The following is a 16,844-nucleotide window of genomic DNA, read 5'->3' as shown; positions in this document are numbered from 1 at the left end:
CGTCGCCAATCCCCCCATGTGCCGTGTTCACGGCTCCGGCCAGCGATTATGCGGGCGAACCGGGGTCTTGCGGCAAGACCCCCTGTCTGATATAGCTTGGAAGTGGCGGAGGACGGTGTCCCGCCTTTTTTGTTTCTCCCCGGCCTGGTCCGGGCCCCGGAGCGGCGTCCCGAATCCACGCCGGAGGAGCCCGCGCGTGCCGGCAACCACGTCGGCGTCGGCCGTCTGCCCTGAACCGCTGCCCGGAGGGCTCAGCGGAGGGTCAGCGGAACACGGCGTTCGGGACCGTCCTCGACGGGGAGCAGCCAGGCCTCGGTGAGATCCGCACGGTAGAGGCGAAGTGCCGCGCCACCGGTGACCTGCTCCGGACGCCAGCCGGGGAATCCGACGGCGAGCGACCGGGCGGAGAACTCCTGCAGCTCATCCGCCAGTTCGTCATCGGGGCAGAGGCCGGCGGTGCCGAGGCCGTAGAAGGCCGTGGCGCCACCCATCGGCACCGTCGAGTCGAACACCGTGACGGCCACCCGGCCGTTCTCCGCGATCAGTGCCGAATGCCGGGCGGTCGGACGGGAGAGCCAGAGCAGACTGCCGATCCCCGGGCTGACGAAGTAGACCGGGCTCACCCACGGTTCGCCGGCCGGGGTAGCCGTTCCGAGTACCGCGTAGCGGTTGCCGGCCAGGATCGCACGCGCCTGAGCAGTCATCTCATCGGTCATGCGATCCACGATGCCGCACGGCGCCCATCGCTGCAGGATGGCGAACGGGCGTGGCCGACGGCGTACCGGTGATCATTTCAGAGGGGGCGAACGCCCCAGCCGGCTTCGCGCTCGGCTCTTGCCGCCGACCAGATCCGTTCGAAGTCCTCTGCGGTGATCGTTTCTATGCGGTACTCGGCGGCGTCCTGTGGCGTGAAGTCGAACGGAGCTTCCGGGCTCACGCCATAGATGCGTTCGTAGTCGCCGACGGCCTGGAAGCCACCGGTGTCTCGCGCATGGAGCGTCTCCGGCAGAGAGGCGGCCGCGAGGACGACGTCGTCACGCTCGCGTTGCTCGACGTGACGCTGGGACCATCGGGACTCATCGAGTTCGTCATAACACCACAGGTCTTCCTCTGCCATGTACCACCGGATGTACGTCGCCACCAGCGCAATATAGGGCCGGTTCGGCAGCCAGTGGCCGCTCCCCCGCTTCAGGCAACGTTCTCGATGGCGGTCCGGCGGGTCGATCACCTGACCACGAGCCCGCCGGCCGCGCACGTCGCGGCTGGTGCCGGAAGGGACGACGGGGATCGCGGGTCTTCCCGGACCACGGCGGAACCGGCTCCGACGCGAAGGGGAAAGCGGAGCGCCAGCGGAGTCTTTGCCCGAAGCGAGGTTTGCCTGCGGGAGCAAACGGGCTGCACCACGCCGGAAGCGGGAAGATATTGATCTATGGGGCTTCTTCGGGGGTGCGGTGGAAGCGGCGCAGCAGGGTGGCCAGCACGCTCATCTCCGCGGCCAGCGCCTCGCGGCCCTTCGGCGTGATCGCGACCCAGGTGCGCGGGCGGCGGCCCTCGTAACCCTTGGTCACCTCGACGAGGGCCTGGCCGGCCAGGACGTCGAGGTGGCGGCCGAGATTGCCGTCGGTCAGCGCCAGCGTGCGTTTCAGGAAGGGGAAGTCGGCGCGGCCGGCCTCGTCGAGAACGGTGAGGAGCGCGAGCCGGGTCTTCTGGTGGACCGCGTCGTCAAGGTTGAGCGCGGGGTGCGGGCCGGGGTCGGCCGCGTCGGGCGGAGCGCTCACGCCGCGGCCTCGCGACGGCGGATGACCAGGCCACCGATGATCATGGCCAAGCCTACCGCCGCGTGGATGGGGAGCCAGAACCAGCCGTTCCCCTCGGGAGAGCTCGCGGCGAGCAGGACGGTGGTGACGCCGCCGGTGATGCCGATGGCGGCGGCCCAGGTGTAGAGCGGGTTGGAGCGCTGCCAGACCGCGAGCGCGATCAGGACCAGCGCGGGCCAGACCAGGGGCATGAAGACGCCGATGAAGAGCGCGGGGATGAAGCCGACGAGCATGATGACCAGGACTACGAGGTACGTCCGGGTGGCGGTGCCGTAGTCGTGCGTGCCCTCGCCGACGCCGTCGCGGAGGGTGCGGCGGCGTGCGGCGAGCCAGAGCGTGACCAGGCCGGCCGCGGTGGCGAGCGGCCAGTAGGCGAGGACCACCAGGTGGTTGCCGCCGGCGCCGAGCAGGCCGGCGAGCAGCGCGACGAGCGGGTAGATCAGCACCAGCACGCCGAACGTGAGCAGCGGGGCGGAGACGATGCGTTGCGCGCCCCGCACCCGGGCCCGCAGCTGTGCGAGATCGTCGATCATCTGGTTCGACATGGGTCAGCTCCCTCGTAGCGATTACTCTGCACTAGAGAGTACTCCATGATGGCAAGGGCGCGGTCAGATGATGCCGCCGTTCGCGCGGACGACCTGGCCGTTGACCCAGTGGCCGTCCGGGCCGGTCAGGAACGCGACCACGGACGCCATGTCCTCCGGCGTGCCGAGACGCTCCAGCGGCGGCTGCTTGGCCAGGTGGTCGACGGTGGCCTGGTCCTTGCCCTCGAAGAAGAAGTCGGTGGCGGTCGGACCGGGGGCCACCGTGTTCACCGTGATGTTCCGGCCGCGCAGCTCGCGCGCGAAGATGAGCGTGAACGCCTCGGCCGCGCCCTTGCTGGCGACATATCCGCCGTAGGACGGGAACTGCAGGCCGACCACCGAGGTCGAGACCATCACGAAGCTGCCGCCGTCGCGCAGCCGGCGGGCGGCCTCGCGCGCCACCACGAACGTGCCGCGGATGTTGGTGCGGTGCATGCGGTCGAGCGCGTCGAGGTCCAGGTCGGCGATGGGCGAGAGCGTCATGATGCCGGCCGAGTTGACGACCGTGTCGACGCCGCCGAACTCCTTCTCGGCCAGGTCGAACAGTGCGGCCACGTCGTGCTCGTCGCCGACGTCGCCGCCGGCCGCGACGGCCCGGCCGCCGGCGGCGGTGATCTCGTCGACCACCTCGGCGGCGCGGTCGGCCTTTCCGGCGTAGCCGACGACGACGGCGGTGCCGCGGGCGGCCAGGCGCAGTGCGACGGCACGTCCGATGCCGCGGGATGCTCCGGTGACGATAGCGACGTGAGTCATGGCCATTCCCTTTCGTATCAGCGCTAACGATGCGCCATAACGTTGATACGACGACCGTAGCACGGATAGTCGCGTGCCGTATCATTGATTTCATGACTGCGATCACGCCCGACCTGCGGGCCGTCATGCTGGAGGCGGCCGAGCGGCAGCTGGCGGCCTCACCGGACCGCGACATCGCCACCCGGGCCGTCAGCGAGGCGGCCGGCGTCACCCAGCCGGTGCTCTACCGGATCTTCGGGGACAAGAACGGGCTGCTGGACGCGCTGGCCGACGACGGGCTGCGGCGGTACGCGGAGCGCAAGGCGGCCCAGGAGCGCACCGGAGACCCGGTGGCGGATCTCCGGTCCGGGTGGGACGACCACACCGCGTTCGCGATGGAGAACCCGGCGCTCTACCAGCTGATGTTCACGCCCAGGCCGCGGTCGCACGCGCAGGCCTGGCGGAAGATCATGGATCTTCTGGAGGCCACGCTGCTGCGCTGTTCCGCCGTGGGCGCGCTGCGGATGTCACCGCAGGCGGCGGCGCAGCTGATCCTCCCGGCCAACGTCGGGCTCGCACTCAGCATGATCGCGCAACCGGAACTCTTTACAGATCCCGATTTATCGGTACGTATGCGCGAGTCCATGTTCGGCGCGGTGCTGACCGAACCGGCCCGCACCGAGGACCGCGAACCGGTGCCGGACGCGGCCCTGCGCCTGCGCTCCCAACTGGCCGTCTCCGGCACGACCACGTTGGAACCGGCCGAGGTCACACTGCTGGACCGATGGCTGGAACGGCTGTCGGCACCTCAGTCGTGAACGTCCGGGCCTCGTTCATGAGCGTCATCGCCTGGTCCACGCTCGCGTCCTGCGCCTCGTAGAACCCCGCCGGCGTCGCCACGCCGACCGTCATCCGGTCGCCCCACCGCTGGAACACCGTCTGCCGCAGCTTCCAGCCGACGACCGCGTCCCGGCGCAGCGCCACCGTGTGCCGGTTGACCGCGCCCCGGCGCAGCACCAGATAAGGCCCGGACATGGTGTGCCCCAGCGCGCGGAACCCGGCCACGGCCAGCAGCAGCGTGACCGGCAACGCGGACAGCGGCAGCGCCCACCACGGCCCCGGGATCGCGCCGCTGAGCGTGAACGCGCCGAGCACACCGGACACGATCACCGGCCCGGCGACCGCGCGGATCAGCAGGCTGGTCAGCGCGCCGCGCGGGTGGCGGCGCAGCGGCGCCTCGAGGGGACGGTGGCCGTCCGTGAGCACCTGCGCCGCGGCCGCGCGCGCCTCCGCCCGGGGCAGGCGGGGCAGCAGCGTCCCGGCGCCGGACTCGGCGCGCAGGCCGGTGGTGATCAGCGACGTCTCGGTGAGCCGCAGCCGGCGCCAGGCCAGCGGCTCCTTGAACGCGACGCCGCGTACCCGCCGGTCGTCGCGCTGCACGGTCCGCGTGTGGAACAGCCCGCGCCGGGTGACCAGCGTGTCCCCCTCGCGGAACAGCGTGAACCGCCAGTTCTCGGCCAGGAACGCGGCGGCGTTCAGCAGGATCCCGATCGGGTAGGCCAGCGCGACGATCCAGACCGGGCCGAGCAGGTGGTACAGCTCGCGTGCGTCCACGTCGAACAGCCGCAGGAACCAGTAGATGCCGAACGCTGGGCCGACCACGGCGAACACGGCCCAGACCCGCGCCGCGTTGTAGAGCACCCAGGCGGGGCGGATGGTCGCGATCGCGGGCGTTTCGGCAGGGCGTTCCACCGCGCCGAGCAGTTCGCCGCGGAGCAGCGCCGCGTCCCGGCGGTCCAGCGCGTCCAGCGAGAACGACGACTCCCGCTCGCCGGTGCCGATGTGCACCACGCGCAGCCCGAACGGCCGGTGCATCAGACGCGCGCCGGTGTCCACGCTGCGGATCCGGTCCCGGGCCACGGTGCGGTGCCGGCGGGCGATCCAGCCGCTGCGCATCTCCACCCGGTCGGGGTGCACGGCGTACCGCGTGGTCAGCAGCCGGACCAGGTCGGACAACGCCCGCAGCACGCCGATCACGGACGCGACCACGAGCGGCCACACCGGGCCGTCGTCGCCGAGGACCACGATGCCGACATATCCGGGCACGGACGTGGCCGCGGCCCTGATCAGGTCGACCCAGACGAGCCGCAGGCTCAGCCGTCTCACGTGGCGTCGCCCGGCGTCGCGGCGGTCACCTGGCGCAGCCGGTCCGCGGTCGCCTCCGCCGTGGCGACGTCCAGGCCGGCGATCGAGATCGTGCCCTCGGACGACGCGGTGGTCACCTTGATCGTGGCCAGGCCGAGCAGGTTCTGCAGCGGGCCGATCTCGGTGTCGATGCTCTGGATCCGGGAGATCGGCACGACCTGCCAGGTGCGGGTCAGCCAGCCCTCCAGCGCGTAGACCGCGTCGTCGGTCGCCTCCCAGCGGTGCACGTGGTACCGCCAGGCCGGCGTCACGGTGGTCCCGATCAGGTGGCTGAGCGCGAGCAACAACCAGATCGGACCGATCCACGGCCGGGCCGCGTCGAAGAACAGCCAGGCCAGGCCGAGCGGCGTCAGGACGACCACGGCCGAGATCAGCGTCTGCAGCGTCCGCCAGATCACGAAGCGCGGATGGACCCGGTGCCGGGGAGGGATCATCACCTCATCGTGACCGACGCCCGCCATCCGCGTGGTCGCCGCCGATCCGGCCGTCACCGGCGACCTGGCCCGCCACGCGACCGCCGTCGGCGACCCGGCCGAGCAACCGCATCGTCCGGCGCTGCTCGTCCGCATCGCCGAACGGCGAACCGACGAACTCCGCGACGCCCGCACCTGCGATCCGGTCCAGCTCGCGCGCGACCTGCTCCTCGTCGCCGATCAGCGCCACGTCCTGCGGGCCGGTCACGCCCTCCCGGTCGAAGACCGCGCGGTACTCGGGCACGCCCGCCGCCATCCCGAACCGGGCCGCGATCCACGCCCGCGCACCGTCCGGATCGCTCGTGACACAGACCGGCAGCCCGGCCACGATCTCCGCGCCGGACGCGCACTGCTCCGCCAGCACACGCGGGCCGGCCATCCAGGTGATCGCGCCGTCCGCGCGCTCGGCGGCCAGGCGCAGCATCGCGGGCCCGAGCGCGGCCAGCAGTACCGGCGGCGGCGTCGTACCCGGGATCACGGTGTCGTGCAGCAGCGGCACGAGCTGATCCAGGTAGTCCCGCATGCGCCGCACCGGGCGGTCGACCGGGAGTCCGAAGAGTCCGCTCATCATGCTGCCGATGCCCAGGCCGATGCCGAGCCGCAACCGGTTGCCGGTGGCGGCCTGCACGCTCAGCGCCTGGCTCGCGAGCGTGCGCGGGTGTCGTGGCGCGACCGGGACGACCGCGGTGCCGAGCGCGATCCCGGGCACCCTCGTGCCGGCCACGGCGAGGCCGGTCAGCGCGTCCCAGCCCAGTGCCTGCGCGGTCCAGGCCGTGCCGATGCCGTGCGCGACCACGTCCGCCACCTGTGCCACCAGGTCATCGACGGTCACCGGGCCGCGTACCTCGCCGACCATCACGCCGATCCGCATCGCCGCCCCCTTCCAAGCGGAGACCTTCTCCGCTTGACTCGGGCTACGATACGGAGACCCTCTCCGAATGACAACACCGGGATGACGATGAGAGCCGACGCCCGCCAGAACCGCGACCGCGTGCTGGCCGCCGCCCGCAACGAACTCGCCGAGCGCGGCACCCAGGCCTCGCTCAACGCGATCGCCCGTCGCGCCGGCGTCGGCCCCGGCACGCTCTACCGCCACTTCCCGACGCTGCAGGACCTGCTGGTCACGATCGTCCGGGACGATGTGGACACGCTCTGCACGCACGGCCGCGACCTGCTGTCCGATCCGGATCCGAGCGCCGCGCTGCGCACCTGGCTGCGGGCGCTGGCCGCGCACAGCACCGCCATGCGCGGCCTGCTCGCCACCGAGCTGCTGACCTCGGCCGGCACCGCGCTCCACGACTGCCACCAGGACATCCAGGCCACCGGCGCCGCGCTGCTCACCCGCGCCGAGGCCGGCCGCACGCCGCCGCTGCGGATCAGCGACGTCCTGACCGCGGTCAGCGCGGTCGCCTGGGCCAGCGAACAGGCCCCGCCGGGCGACGACGCCCGCCTCGACCGCCTCCTCGACCTGGTCATGGCCGGACTTCCATGACCACGAAGGCCTCGCCACCTCTCGACAGTCGAAGCCGCAGCAGCCTATTGCCGGTCGCCGTTAGAGCTTCAAGCACATTTTCCCACTTCGCGGTGGTTGCGGTCCGCGCGCTCCCGCGGGCACCGGTCGTCGCTGGCGCTCCTCCCTTCCGCTGCCGCGCCACACCGGCTCGGAACAAAACCCGCCGGGCGGTTTTCACCCACGGCCGCGCGGCACGGGACGCGCCACGGTCAGCGCGAGCACGGCGGGAGCCGCGTGCTCTTCCCCGCCCCGCGCGGAACCGGCTCCGACGCCAGGAGGCAAGCGGAGCGCCAGCGAAGTCTTGGCGTATGGCGAGGTTTGCCCGCGGGAGCAACGCTGCCGGACCACGCCGGGAGCGGGAACGTGAACTTGAATTTGATCTTGATCTTCGCGAGCCGGCAACGAGCCACCCGGCGCAAGAGCGTCAGGGCCGGGGGTCTGGGGTCGCCCCCAGGCAAGATCAAGCGCCCGCGGGAGCAACGCTGCCGGACCACGCCGGAAGCGGGAAACGATTTGGGTCTTGGTGGTGTGGTGCGGGTGCGGGCGACGTCACGTCCGCACCCGCGGCGTCACCATCGGTGGGCGATGTCCAGCGCGATGCGGCTGTGGGTGGCGGGGCCGGGCAGGGTGAGGATGCGGAAGGGGAGGCGGGCGCGGACGCCGACCGCGAACGTGGAGTAGCCCTCGAAGGTGCCGCCGTAGACGACGTCGCGGAGCGTGTCGTAGGGGACGACGGCGGCTACGTGTTCGCCGGAGATCGCGCCGAAGGTGAGGGACGGGGCGCGAAGGGAGACGCGGAGCCAGGCGGTGCCGGCGGTGTACGGGACGAGGTCGAGACCCTGGCCGTCCGTGAGGACCTGGGTGCCGTAGGCGACGGAGTAGCCCTGGGCGGCGCCGTCGAACTCGAAGACGACGCGGTCCCAGCACTCGTGGCGGCCGGTACGGACGTCGAGCAGTCCGGCCGTGCTCAGGTCGCCGGCGGTCTTCTCGCCACTGCCCCAGGTGATGCCGCAGAACGGGGCGGCGACGGCGGGGATCGCACCACCTCCGGCGACCGCCATCACGACGCCTGCCACCAGCGCCGACACCACTCCTCTGCGGAATGTTCGCATAGCGCACCTCCAGTGCTCGCCTCGGAGGTTATGCCTGCTCACGCATGGTCACATCGACCCGGGAGGGTGCTTCGGCGCGATGATCGGTGGTGGGCCGGGCCGATCGGGCGAGCCCGGCCCACCGGTGGTGTCAGGCGGCGGTGCAGGCGAGCGTGGGCGCGCCGTTCGTGCCGGTCCAGGAGCCGAGGAAGCCGAAATTGGTGCTGGCACCGGCGCCGAGCGTGCCGTTGTAGGACACGTTGCGGGCGGTGAGCGTGGAGCCGGTGCCGGTGATGGTGGCGTTCCAGGCCTGGGAGACGGTCTGGCCGTTCGGGAACGTGAGCGTGACCGCCCAGCTGCTGATCGCGGACGTTCCGGCGGTGACCTTGACGTCACCCTGGAAGCCGCCCTGCCACTGACCGGACGTGGCGTACGTCGCGGTGCAGCCCCGCGAAGGCGCCGGCGTGGTGGGCGTGGGCGACGGCGACGTGCCCGGTGTCGTGGGCTGCACGCCGCCGTAGATCGAGGCCTCGCGGGACGTGGCGCGGATGCCGTTCGTGCCGTTGATGATCCGCTGGCCCCAGGTGGTGATCTGCGCGGGGTCGAAGCTGAGCACCATGTCCAGGATCGGGTCCGTGTTCCCGGACCACGACCAGCCGATGTAGCCGAGCCCGCGCGCCTGGGCCTGCGCCAGGATCGTGGCGTCGTCGACCTCACCGGACGCGAACTGCCAGCCGAACTCGCCGATGACCAGCGGCCAGCCCTTCGCCTTGATCGCGTCCAGGTAGTTGATGATCGAGGCGGAGGTGTTGAAGACCGCGTACATGTGGATGGACAGCACGGTGTTGTGCTGCGTGTCCGCGTCGAGCACGGTCTGCGCGGTGTCGCGCATGACGTACTGCCAGTCCTGGCCCCAGTTCGGCGCGTCCACCATGAGCAGGTGCTGGAAGCCGTTGGCGCGGATCTTGGTCACGGCGGCGGCGGTCGCGGCGGTCCACTGGGCCGGGTTCGTGTTGCCGATCGGCTCGTTGCCGATGTTGATCACGACGTAGCTCTCCTGGCCCACCAGGTTCGCCTTCTGGCTGATCCAGTAGTTGGCGGCCTCGTCCAGCGACGCGGCCGCGCTCTCCTCGCCGTAGCCGGTGGTGTCGTGCACCTCCAGCACGCAGATCAGCTTGTTCTGCTTGCACAGCTGGATGACCGCGGGCACGTCGTTGGACGGGCCCCACCGCTTGCCGGTGCCGAGCACGACACGGATCGTGTTCGCGCCGGTGGCCTTGATGTCCGCGAACGCGCGGGTCTGGCCGGTGTACCAGATGTGCGGATGGTTGATGCCCCGCATGATCAGTTTCTGGCCGTTGGCCTCGACGACGTCGGTGCCGCTGATGTGCAGGCCGACCGCGGCGGACGCCGGCGTGACGACGAGCAGGACGGTGGCGACGGCGGCGGCGAGCGCCGCGCCGATCGCGAGCAGCTTTCTCTTCATGGCCTTCCTCAGACGCAGACAGGTGGAGATGCGCCTGCCCAAGCGCGTGTCGGCACGCGCGACGCATGACATGCAGCCCGGATCGATGCCAAGCTATCGCAGTTTGTCGATGCTTACAACTAAAGCACGCCAGGGTACGGTGAAACCCGATGCCGCAGCACAGACCACGACCCACCCTCAAGGATCTCGCCGCACGCCTGGGGATCTCCGAGACCGCCGCCTCGTTCGCGCTGAACGGCCGGGCCGGCGTGTCCGCGCAGACCCGGCAGCGCGTGCTCGCGCTCGCGGCCGAGCTGCAGTGGTCCCCGCACCACGCGGCCCGCACGCTGTCCGGCAGCGCGTCGATGACGATCGGGTTCGCGCTCACCCGGGACGTGCGCGAGTTCGGCATGGAGAGCTTCTACCTGCGGTTGCTGACCGGCACGCAGTCCGTGCTGGGCGGCGAGGGCTACGGCCTGCTGTTCCAGATGACGCGATCGGTCACCGAGGAGCTGACCGTGCTGCGCCGCTGGAGCGACGAACGCCGCGTGGACGGCGTGATCATCAGCGACCTGCGCCGCGGGGATCCGCGCCCGGCGCACCTCGCGGAGCTCGGGCTGCCCGCGGTGCTGGCCGGCGGGCCCGACCCGCGGAAGCTCATCCCGTGCGTGACCGTCGACGACGGCGCCGCGATCGGGCTGCTGGTGACGCATCTGCGGGAGACCGGACGGCGGCGGCTCGCCTACGTCAGCGGGCCGGCCGACCTGCTGCACGTGCACCGGCGCATCGCGGCGTTCCGGCGGGCCGCGGACGGGGTGCGCGCGCCGCTGGACGTGGTCAGCACCGACTACAGCGACGAGCAGGGGCTGAGCGCGGCACGGCGGCTGACGGCGGAGCGCCCGGATGCGGTGATCTTCGACAATGAGGTGCTGGCGGTCGCGGGGGTGCGGGTGCTGCGCGACGCCGGGCTCACCATTCCCGGGGACATCTCGGTCGCCAGCGTGGAGGACTCGCCGATCTGCACCGCGCTCCAGCCGTCGCTGACCGCGATCCAGCGCGATCCGGCGGTGTTCGGGGAGGCGGTGGCGCGGCGGTTGCTCCGGTTGGTGCACGGCGGTCCGGACGAGGCGGAGGAGCCGCAGCGGCCGGTCATCGCGATCCGGGAGAGCACGACTTTCTAGGTCAGCCCGTGCAGCTCTCCAGCGCCGGCCAGCGACCCGCGCGGAACGCGGCCGGCGGCGCGCCCATCAGCCGCCGGAACTCGGCCGTCATGTGCGACTGGTCGTAGTAGCCGGCCAGCATCGCCACGTCCGGCAGCGGCATGCCGGGATTGTCGAGCACCACCCGTACCCTCGCGATCTGGGTGTAGAGACGCGGCGGCATGCCCACCGCGTCCGTGAAGAGGCCGCGCAGGTGACGCTCGCTGACGTGCAGCCGCCGCGCGGCCTTCTGCACCTGCTCCGGCTGCGCCCCGGATCCCGCGCCGAACAGGGCCGTGGCCTGCCGCAACAGGCCCACCCGCCGGTCGGGCGCCGGACCGGCATCACGCATCAAGACCTCAAAATCAAGATCAAATTCACTCAGCGGTACGGCCCGGTCCGCGATGTCCCGCACAGGGCGGCCGAGCAGTGCATGTCCGAGCCCGGGAGCCACTCGCAGGCGCACGCACCCGGCCGCGGCCTTGACGTTGTGCCAGTAGCGGGCGCGCGTCCGCGGGCCCATCACCACCGGGGCGCTCGTGCCGTCCACGGACCACGACAGCACCGTGCCGTGATCCGGCGCCTCCACGGCCGCGCCCCCGTGCCACCGATGCGGCACCACCCTCGGCGGCCCACTGAACCAGCTGCTCACCGCTCCACCGTAGGCCGCTCCGCCTCCGCGAGCCGCCCCGCACGACGAACCGTGCCGAAACGTCCCAGGCGAGCGGTCGCGCCGTCGGCGTGGCCGGCGGGCGGCCATCGGGCGCGGTCCACCTTTGACGGTCGGCGAGGGCGCTCCCACCGAACCCGCCGGTCCACTTCGGTGCCACGCCGGCTCCCTGAGAGCGACCGGCAATTGGGACCGGCGCCGGGCGCCGAAGCCAGCCGGGCGCCGAAGCCAGCCGGGCGCCGAAGCCAGCCGGGCGCTGCGCGCCCGATATTTCGGCATATCGTGACCAGCGGGAAGGTGGGTCATGATCGTTGTTGCGCTCACTGTCCCTTCCGGCCGGTTGAAAGAGCAGTGAGCGCAACAACGATCTTGGACGTCCATCGCCGCTGTCACGCATCACTATATAGACGGAAATTTCGGGCAGGGAATGGCGCGACTCGTTCGGCGAGCGAAAGCAGAGACGACCGGGTCCGGCATCCATGCCGGTACGGAGGCTAGGCGTCGAGGCCGCGGTAGAAGGTCAGCAGCTCCTTCGCGAGGGTGTCGGGGGCCTCCAGCGCCACGAGGTGGCCGACGCCGTCGAGACGGATCGAGGTGACCCGGTCCGCGACCTGGGCCATGGTGCCGGACGTGAACGGACCGGATCCGCCGTCGACGGCCAGGACCGGCACGGTCAGCTTTCCCTCGGCGGCGATCGACCGGATCTCGTCGCCCTCGCGGAGCATGGAGGCGTAGAACGCGGCGGGCGCGCGCAGGCCGCCGGGGCGGGCGAGGACGCGGGTGAACTCGTCCACGTCACGGTCGGTGATCGCGCCGGGCGTGCCGTTCATGGCGGGGAAGGCGAAGCCGGTCAGGAATTCGCGTTCGCGGCCGGCCAGCAGCAGTTCGGGGATGCCGGGCGCGGCCAGGAAGCCGACGTGCCAGCTGCCGCCGTTGACCACGTCGGCGAGCGTCTCCAGGCCGTACCCCGGAAGGGTGGTCTCGATCGCGGTGAAGCTGCGCAGCAGCTCAGGGTGGCGGGCCGCGAGCCGGAACGTGGGGGTACCGCTGATGTCCTGGCCGGTGAGGTGCACCGGGCCGAGGCCGAGGTGGACGATCAGCGCGCACAGGCTCTCGGCCATGGTGGCGCTGGTGAAGTCGCCGACGGCGGAGTCCCCGAAGCCGGGGAGGTCGACCGCGATCACCCGGTGCTCGGCCGCGAGCAGCGGGATGAGCCGGCGGAAGGCCCACCAGGACTCCGGGAAGCCGTGGACGAGCAGCACGGGCGTGCCACCGGATCCCGCGCTGACCCAGTGCAGGTCGTCGCCGTTGATGGTGGCCGTGTGGTGGGTGATGCCATTGTCCGTCATGCACCGAGACTACCAACCAGGTTGTCGTAGCGTCAACCTGGTTGGCGCCCATTGGGCTGCCGTACCCTGATCGCATGTCGCAGTCCGGTGCCGAGCTCGCGCGGCTCCTCCTCGGTGGTTACCGCAAGCTCGTGGACGCCGCGATCGCCGAGATGGCCGCGCGCGGCTACGAGGAGGTCCGGCCGGTCCACGAGTTCACGATGCGGGCGATCGCGGCCGGCGCCACCACCACGTCCGAGGTGGCCCGCCGGATGTCGGTGTCCAAGCAGGCCGCGGCCAAGACCATCGCAGTCCTGCAGGAGCGCGGCTACGTGACCAGCGCGGCCGACCCGGCCGACCCGCGCCGCAACCGCATCGAGGTGACCGAGCGGGGGTTCGCGATGATGCGCGAGGGCGAGGCGATCTTCGACGACCTCCGGGCCGAGTGGGAGCGACAGATCGGGGCGCCCGCGCTCGCGCTGCTCGAGTCCCAGCTGACCGCGTTCGTCGGGGACTCGGGGATCCGGCTGCAGGAGCCGGGCTGGGCCGCCCAGGCTGCCGGCTGACACGGCCGGATCAGCCGGTGGGTTCGGCGTCCTGCCGGACGTAGGAGAGTCCGACGAGCTCCGGGTCGGCGAAGGCGTAGCCCTCGCAGGTGCCCGCCACGCCGGCGCTCGCGGCCGGCGGAGGCTATGCCGTGGCCACGGTCCTGGAGCGACGGCGCCTGCTCAGGGCGTGATCAGCACGTTGTAGCGGGACGTCTGCGTCGAGTTGAGCGGGCTGCGCAGCTTCTCCGCGCCCAGCAGCCAGCCGTTGCCGGCCCACAGGTCGCCCATCGGGTGGAAGAAGCCGGTGTAGCCCTGCTGGTCCAGGTATCCGGTGCCGCCGGTCGAGCCCTTGACCGTGCGCGGCGGCCAGACCAGCCGGGGGTGCACCCCGACGCCGCCCTGCGGGTAGTAGATCAGCGCGGCGGACGAGGCCGAGGGCTGACCGGGCAGGTTGAACCGGAAGTAGCGGACGGCGAACCCGGCGCCGGAGGAGAGCGCCGGGCAGTCCCGCACGACGACCGGGCCGGTGACGTCGCCGATCAGGCGCGGATCGCTGTAGCTGCCGGAGCCGGGCAGGGCGGCGCAGGACAGGGTGCGGGTCTGGGTTGCGGCCATGGCCTTGACAGCCGTGGCCGGGGAGGGGGCGACGAACAGCGCGGCGGCGGCCGCGATCAGCGCGATCACCATTCGGCGAATTGTCACGGGAAAGCCTTTCAGCATGCGGCCGCGGCGAACGCGGGAAGACGACCGGATCGACATCCGTACCATTCCTGCGCGTATCCGTCCCACGTCACCGAGATGACATCGGTCGACGGCGAATAGGACCGCTCGCTGATCCGCGAACTGCCGCCGCCGATCGTCCAGATCAGCTGCGTCTCCGTGCCGCCGGTCGAATAGGTGAACATGTACTGCGTCTGCACCGGCCAGCCCGTGTTCGTCTTCGGGTAGTCCTTGCGGTAACCGGTGCCGGTCGTCGTGTCGAACGCCCAGATGGAATCCGCCGTCCAGGCGTCCGCGCCGGGGCTGTACCAGACCCTGGTGCCGGCCGGTGCCGCCGAGGCCGCGGCCGGCCCGATCAACGCGCCGGCCGCGACGACGGCCAGCGCCGCAATCGATCGAAGAATGCGAGATCTCAACAGACACTCCCCATTGTCGGAATGGCCTGAGAATAGTCGCCGTATTCTTTCCTCAAACGCTCCGGAATGCATTTTCATCCGTTGGATGACCCTAAGGAGTGATCACCGCTGCTGGTCGACCGCGCGGATCAGGATCTCGTTGACCGCCACGTGCGGCGGCTGCGTCAGCGCGTACACCGTGGCCGCCGCCACGTCCTCCGCCCGCAGCGGCCTCATCGCGGCCGCGAACCGCGCCACCGCCTCCCGGGTCGGCGCGTGCGTGATGTGCGAGGCCAGATCCGTCGCGGTCGCGCCCGGTTCGATCAACACCACCCGCACGCCGCGCGCGGTCACCTCCTGCCGCAGCGACTCGGAGAACGCGTTCACCGCCCACTTCGACGCGTTGTAGACGCCGGTCAGCGCGCCCGCCGTGCGCCCGTCCACGGAGGACAGCTGCACGACCGCGCCGCGGGCCGCCAGCAGGTGCGGCAGTGCCGCATGCGTCATGTAGAGAACGCCGAGCACGTCCGTGGCGATCATCCGCCGCCAGTCCTCGGTGTCCGCGTCCTCGATCGGCCCGAGCAGCATCACGCCCGCGTTGTTGACCAGCACGTCCAGCGCGCCCAGTTCGTCCACGCACCGCCGTACCGCGGCCCGGCAGGACTCCTCGTCCGTCACGTCCAACGCGATCGCGACCGCGGTCCCACCGTCCGCGGTGATCTCCGCCGCGAGCTTCTCCAGCCGCTCGAGACGGCGCGCCGCGAGCGCGACCGCGGCACCCCGCGCCGCGAGCGCACGGGCCACCGCCGCGCCGATCCCGGACGACGCGCCGGTGACCAGCACGACCTGCCCGTTCAGTGAGTCAGTCATGCCCGCCAGCGTGTCGTCCCCGCCCCGGCTGAGGGAGACCGCGCTCCAGGGGGACCCGGCAGGGCGACCTACGCTGTAGGGGTGAGCCTCGGTGAGTTCCTCCGCGCGCGCCGCGAGCTGGTCTCGCCGGAACAGGCCGGGCTCGTGCCCCGCACCACCGCACGCCGCGTGCCCGGACTGCGGCGCGAGGAGGTGGCCACGCTCGCCGGCATCAGCATCGAATACCTGACCCGGCTCGAACGCGGCAAGGACCGCTCCCCCTCACGCCAGGTCATCGACGCGCTGTGCGTCGCACTCCACCTGGAGCCGGAGGCGGTGCGCTACCTGCACTCGCTGGTCTGGCCGATCGCCGCGGCCGATCGTGCCGACGACGAACCCGTACCCGCGCTGCTCCGGGCCCTGTCACGTTTCGAGGGCGACATCGCGTACATCCTCGGCCCACGCTTCGACATCCTGGCCCGCACCCGGGTCGCGGACGCGTTCCTCGGCCCCGCCGTCCACGGCAACCAGGTGGAGCATCTGTTCACCGATCCCACGGCCGCCGACATCTACCCGGACTGGGACGAGGTCGCGACGCAGGCCGTGGCCGCACTGCGCAGCCGGGCCCGCGGCAGCCACGACGACCCCGCACTGCACGCGATGCTCGACCGGCTGCGCGGGGCCAGCGAGCCGTTCGCACGCCTCTGGTCCCGGCACGAGATCCACGGCAGCGTCTCCGGCACGAAGCGGATCGTCCACCCGCGATTCGGCACGATCACGGTGGCCTGGGATGCGCTGACCACCGCTTATCCGGGCGATCAGACGATCGTGCTCTACACGACCGAGCCCGGGTCGGCATCCGAGGCGGCACTGGAGGCGGTGCGCCGCTCCCTCACCTCAGCCTCCTGAAAAGATCAAGATCCAGTTCATTTTCCCGCTTCCAGCGTGGTTGCGGTCCGCACGCTCCCGCGGGCACCGGTCGTCGCTGGCGCTCCTCCCTGCCGGTCCCGCGCGGGGCAGGAAAACCACAGCGTGCACCCGGGACGGCCAACAGCAGAACCACACGCCTATGTCAGCGATATTCGCGAGAGCGGCGATCTGATCGTGAGCCGCGCCGCCTCAAGGAAGCAACGACGGGAATCGCGGCCTTGGGCCGACCCGCGCGAACCGGCTCCGACGGGGCGGGCAAAGCGAAGCGCAAGCGGAGTCTTTGCCCGCCCCGAGGTTTGCCCGCGGGAGCATGCGGGCCGGACCA

General features: G+C 71.4%; 20 protein-coding genes. 5 read left to right on the top strand and 15 right to left on the bottom strand.

The window, feature by feature from the left end; all coding sequences use genetic code 11:
- Window positions 1–251 precede the first annotated feature (251 nt).
- From OP04_RS50485 to OP04_RS35530, 5 genes are all read right to left on the bottom strand, one after another.
- Complete coding sequence (locus OP04_RS50485; protein WP_051799595.1) at window positions 252–716, bottom strand: pyridoxamine 5'-phosphate oxidase family protein; 465 nt, start codon at window positions 714–716, stop codon at window positions 252–254.
- A 77-nt stretch (window positions 717–793) separates the two neighbouring features.
- Entirely contained in the window at window positions 794–1,228 is a 435-nt protein-coding gene (locus tag OP04_RS50480) for a hypothetical protein (protein WP_157240813.1), read from the bottom strand.
- Window positions 1,229–1,427: 199 nt separating this feature from the next.
- Complete coding sequence (locus OP04_RS35540; protein WP_033344335.1) at window positions 1,428–1,778, bottom strand: transcriptional regulator; 351 nt, start codon at window positions 1,776–1,778, stop codon at window positions 1,428–1,430.
- A complete protein-coding gene (locus OP04_RS35535) occupies window positions 1,775–2,362 on the bottom strand; it encodes a hypothetical protein (RefSeq protein ID WP_033344334.1) in 588 nt (195 codons plus the stop codon). Before OP04_RS35535 ends, OP04_RS35540 begins: the two co-directional genes overlap by 4 nt.
- A 63-nt stretch (window positions 2,363–2,425) precedes the next feature.
- The gene (locus OP04_RS35530) at window positions 2,426–3,160 is read right to left on the bottom strand and encodes an SDR family oxidoreductase (protein ID WP_033344333.1); all 735 of its coding nucleotides are present in this window, start codon (window positions 3,158–3,160) and stop codon (window positions 2,426–2,428) included.
- 86 nt (window positions 3,161–3,246) lie between these two features.
- Here OP04_RS35530 and OP04_RS35525 point away from each other — a divergent pair, with 86 nt between their 5' ends.
- Window positions 3,247–3,951, top strand: coding sequence for a TetR/AcrR family transcriptional regulator (locus tag OP04_RS35525; protein ID WP_033344332.1), 705 nt, complete (start codon window positions 3,247–3,249; stop codon window positions 3,949–3,951).
- Here OP04_RS35525 and OP04_RS35520 read toward each other — a convergent pair.
- The 3 genes from OP04_RS35520 to OP04_RS35510 are packed head-to-tail and all read right to left on the bottom strand — an operon-like array spanning window position 3,902 to window position 6,682.
- Window positions 3,902–5,299: a PH domain-containing protein gene (locus OP04_RS35520; RefSeq protein WP_033344331.1), complete on the bottom strand. Its 1,398-nt coding sequence runs from the start codon at window positions 5,297–5,299 to the stop codon at window positions 3,902–3,904. The two genes, OP04_RS35525 and OP04_RS35520, sit on opposite strands and share 50 nt — an antisense overlap.
- On the bottom strand, window positions 5,296–5,772 hold the full coding sequence (locus OP04_RS35515) for a PH domain-containing protein (RefSeq protein ID WP_157240811.1): 477 nt from the start codon (window positions 5,770–5,772) through the stop codon (window positions 5,296–5,298). Before OP04_RS35515 ends, OP04_RS35520 begins: the two co-directional genes overlap by 4 nt.
- A 4-nt stretch (window positions 5,773–5,776) precedes the next feature.
- Complete coding sequence (locus OP04_RS35510) at window positions 5,777–6,682, bottom strand: LLM class flavin-dependent oxidoreductase (RefSeq protein WP_063746750.1); 906 nt, start codon at window positions 6,680–6,682, stop codon at window positions 5,777–5,779.
- 81 nt (window positions 6,683–6,763) lie between these two features.
- Between OP04_RS35510 and OP04_RS35505 the strand changes: the two genes are divergently transcribed.
- Window positions 6,764–7,303, top strand: a complete 540-nt coding sequence (locus tag OP04_RS35505) for a TetR/AcrR family transcriptional regulator (protein WP_033344330.1) — start codon at window positions 6,764–6,766, stop codon at window positions 7,301–7,303.
- A gap of 590 nt (window positions 7,304–7,893) precedes the next feature.
- Here OP04_RS35505 and OP04_RS35500 read toward each other — a convergent pair.
- Both OP04_RS35500 and OP04_RS35495 read right to left on the bottom strand, forming a co-directional pair.
- Window positions 7,894–8,436 carry an AMIN-like domain-containing (lipo)protein gene (locus OP04_RS35500; RefSeq protein ID WP_051799593.1) on the bottom strand — a complete coding sequence of 181 codons (543 nt, stop codon included), beginning with the start codon at window positions 8,434–8,436 and terminating at the stop codon, window positions 7,894–7,896.
- 130 nt (window positions 8,437–8,566) lie between these two features.
- Window positions 8,567–9,901 (bottom strand): cellulase family glycosylhydrolase, encoded by a 1,335-nt coding sequence (locus OP04_RS35495; protein WP_033344329.1) that lies wholly within the window; start codon window positions 9,899–9,901, stop codon window positions 8,567–8,569.
- A 149-nt stretch (window positions 9,902–10,050) separates the two neighbouring features.
- On the opposite strand from OP04_RS35495, the gene OP04_RS35490 reads away from it, so the two are divergent.
- Entirely contained in the window at window positions 10,051–11,061 is a 1,011-nt protein-coding gene (locus tag OP04_RS35490; RefSeq protein ID WP_033344328.1) for a LacI family DNA-binding transcriptional regulator, read from the top strand.
- A gap of 1 nt (window position 11,062) precedes the next feature.
- Here the strand turns inward: OP04_RS35490 and OP04_RS54965 are convergent, their stop codons facing one another.
- Together OP04_RS54965 and OP04_RS35480 are read right to left on the bottom strand one after the other, a co-directional pair.
- Window positions 11,063–11,731, bottom strand: coding sequence for a helix-turn-helix transcriptional regulator (locus OP04_RS54965; protein ID WP_198154094.1), 669 nt, complete (start codon window positions 11,729–11,731; stop codon window positions 11,063–11,065).
- Window positions 11,732–12,243: 512 nt separating this feature from the next.
- Complete coding sequence (locus OP04_RS35480) at window positions 12,244–13,098, bottom strand: alpha/beta fold hydrolase (RefSeq protein ID WP_033344326.1); 855 nt, start codon at window positions 13,096–13,098, stop codon at window positions 12,244–12,246.
- Between the two features lie 74 nt (window positions 13,099–13,172).
- On the opposite strand from OP04_RS35480, the gene OP04_RS35475 reads away from it, so the two are divergent.
- The gene (locus OP04_RS35475; protein WP_033344325.1) at window positions 13,173–13,643 is read left to right on the top strand and encodes a MarR family winged helix-turn-helix transcriptional regulator; all 471 of its coding nucleotides are present in this window, start codon (window positions 13,173–13,175) and stop codon (window positions 13,641–13,643) included.
- Between the two features lie 162 nt (window positions 13,644–13,805).
- On the opposite strand, the gene OP04_RS35470 is transcribed toward OP04_RS35475, so the two are convergent.
- The 3 genes from OP04_RS35470 to OP04_RS35460 all read right to left on the bottom strand — a co-directional run bounded on the left by OP04_RS35470 (window position 13,806) and on the right by OP04_RS35460 (window position 15,610).
- Window positions 13,806–14,312, bottom strand: a complete 507-nt coding sequence (locus OP04_RS35470; protein WP_033344324.1) for a hypothetical protein — start codon at window positions 14,310–14,312, stop codon at window positions 13,806–13,808.
- A 26-nt stretch (window positions 14,313–14,338) separates the two neighbouring features.
- On the bottom strand, window positions 14,339–14,761 hold the full coding sequence (locus tag OP04_RS35465) for a hypothetical protein (protein WP_157240807.1): 423 nt from the start codon (window positions 14,759–14,761) through the stop codon (window positions 14,339–14,341).
- 102 nt (window positions 14,762–14,863) lie between these two features.
- Entirely contained in the window at window positions 14,864–15,610 is a 747-nt protein-coding gene (locus tag OP04_RS35460; RefSeq protein ID WP_033344322.1) for an SDR family NAD(P)-dependent oxidoreductase, read from the bottom strand.
- Between the two features lie 81 nt (window positions 15,611–15,691).
- Between OP04_RS35460 and OP04_RS35455 the strand changes: the two genes are divergently transcribed.
- Window positions 15,692–16,498, top strand: a complete 807-nt coding sequence (locus tag OP04_RS35455; protein WP_033344321.1) for a helix-turn-helix domain-containing protein — start codon at window positions 15,692–15,694, stop codon at window positions 16,496–16,498.
- Window positions 16,499–16,844: the final 346 nt, after the last annotated feature.

Origin of the sequence: Catenuloplanes japonicus (genome assembly GCF_000717135.1) — a bacterium.
GTDB classification, from domain to species: domain Bacteria; phylum Actinomycetota; class Actinomycetes; order Mycobacteriales; family Micromonosporaceae; genus Catenuloplanes; species Catenuloplanes japonicus.
Note: the sequence above shows the minus strand (reverse complement) of the source record. Positions and strands in the feature narration are given on the sequence as shown.